The following is a 1,319-nucleotide window of genomic DNA, read 5'->3' as shown; positions in this document are numbered from 1 at the left end:
TGGAGTGCACCCCGTTTCACCGGACAGGTCGGCTAGTTTGATTTAGCCCTGATGAACTGCCGAGGGGAAGCCATCTTGAGCGCGGAATGGGGATGGATTTCGTTGTAGTCCTCGATCCATCCATCGATGAGCCGGAGCGCTGTTTCGGCGTCCGGTAGAGGTGAGATGCGGATGTAATCCCGCTTTAGGGTTTTGACGAAGGCTTCGGACATGCCGTTGGACTGCGGACTGGCCACCGGCGTGAAGCAGGGCGTCAGGTTGAGCGCTTGGGCAAATAGCCTCGTGTCCCGCGCTGTGTAAGCCGAGCCATTGTCCGAGAGATGCTCGATGGCATGCGGGGCTCTCGTCGCTGCGAAGCGCTTCTCGACCGCCTCCAGCATCATGTCGCGCACGTCAGACCCGGAGATGCCCGCGTTGGCAACCGCCGTCCAGGCGATGATCTCGCGGTCGAAGGCGTCGATGATGAAGGCGAGACGAATGACTTCGCCGTTCCAGCAGGCGAACTCCAGACCGTCGGAGCACCAGCGCAGGTTCGAGCGCATGACCATCACCTTGCCGTCGTGAATGCGGCCCTTGCGAACAGCCGTGTGCTTCTCCAGCAGCATGGCGTGGTTGCCCATGATGCGATGAACCCGTTTGGCGTTGACGACAGGCTTATCGGCGGCTCGCCTCTCGCGATTGAGGAGCGCGGCGATCCGCCGATAGCCATAGGTCGGTCTCTGATCCACCAGTCTACGGATGGCAGGAAGAAGCTCCACATCCTCGGCCTTGCGATAGGAGCCGCGCGGTTTCGATCTGCCTTTCAGCCGCTCGACGAGGTTGGAACGGGAGACGCCGAGCGTGTCGGCCACGGTCTTCATCGGCCACCGTCCTTCGGCAACAAGATCGGCCGCGATATCCGTTTTTTTGAGTCTGCTTTGGAAAGGGCTTCGCGGAGGATTTCGACCTCCATCGTCTTGCGGCCGAGCATGCGCTCCAGCTCGCGGACGCGATCCTCCAGCTTCTTCACTTCCGAATTACCGACAACCGGCTCGTCAGAATCCACCGCTGCAGCACCTCCCTCGCTCAAGAGCCTGCGCCACCGGTAAAGCAGATTGGGCGCGACGCCATGGCGGCGAGCTGTGGACGATACCGTCTCGCCAGGTTCGAAACTCTGCTCGATGATCGTCAGCTTCTGCTCAGTTGTCCACCGTCTACGGCGCACATCACCCGTCAGCAGTTCGACGTGTCGATACTCGTTAGACATAAGCCTGTCCCCAAGCCTGTGCTTGAGCCTTTCTGCTTATGCCGACTGTCCGGTCGAAACGGGGTGCAGTTCA

The 1,319-nt window shown here is 60.6% G+C and carries 1 protein-coding gene; it reads right to left on the bottom strand.

The window, feature by feature from the left end; genetic code table 11:
- Positions 1-32: 32 nt before the first annotated feature.
- Positions 33-1,246 (bottom strand): IS3 family transposase gene (locus tag GGR23_RS22970; protein WP_183368615.1). Its coding sequence is split into 2 segments (ribosomal slippage): positions 33-910 and positions 910-1,246, totalling 1,215 coding nucleotides; the frame shifts between segments, so codons are not numbered across the junction.
- Positions 1,247-1,319 lie beyond the last annotated feature (73 nt).

The organism is Gellertiella hungarica (assembly GCF_014197145.1).
Taxonomy (GTDB): Bacteria; Pseudomonadota; Alphaproteobacteria; order Rhizobiales; family Rhizobiaceae; genus Gellertiella; species Gellertiella hungarica.
The sequence above is the reverse complement of the archived record's forward strand: the minus strand, read 5'-3'. Positions and strand labels throughout refer to the sequence as shown.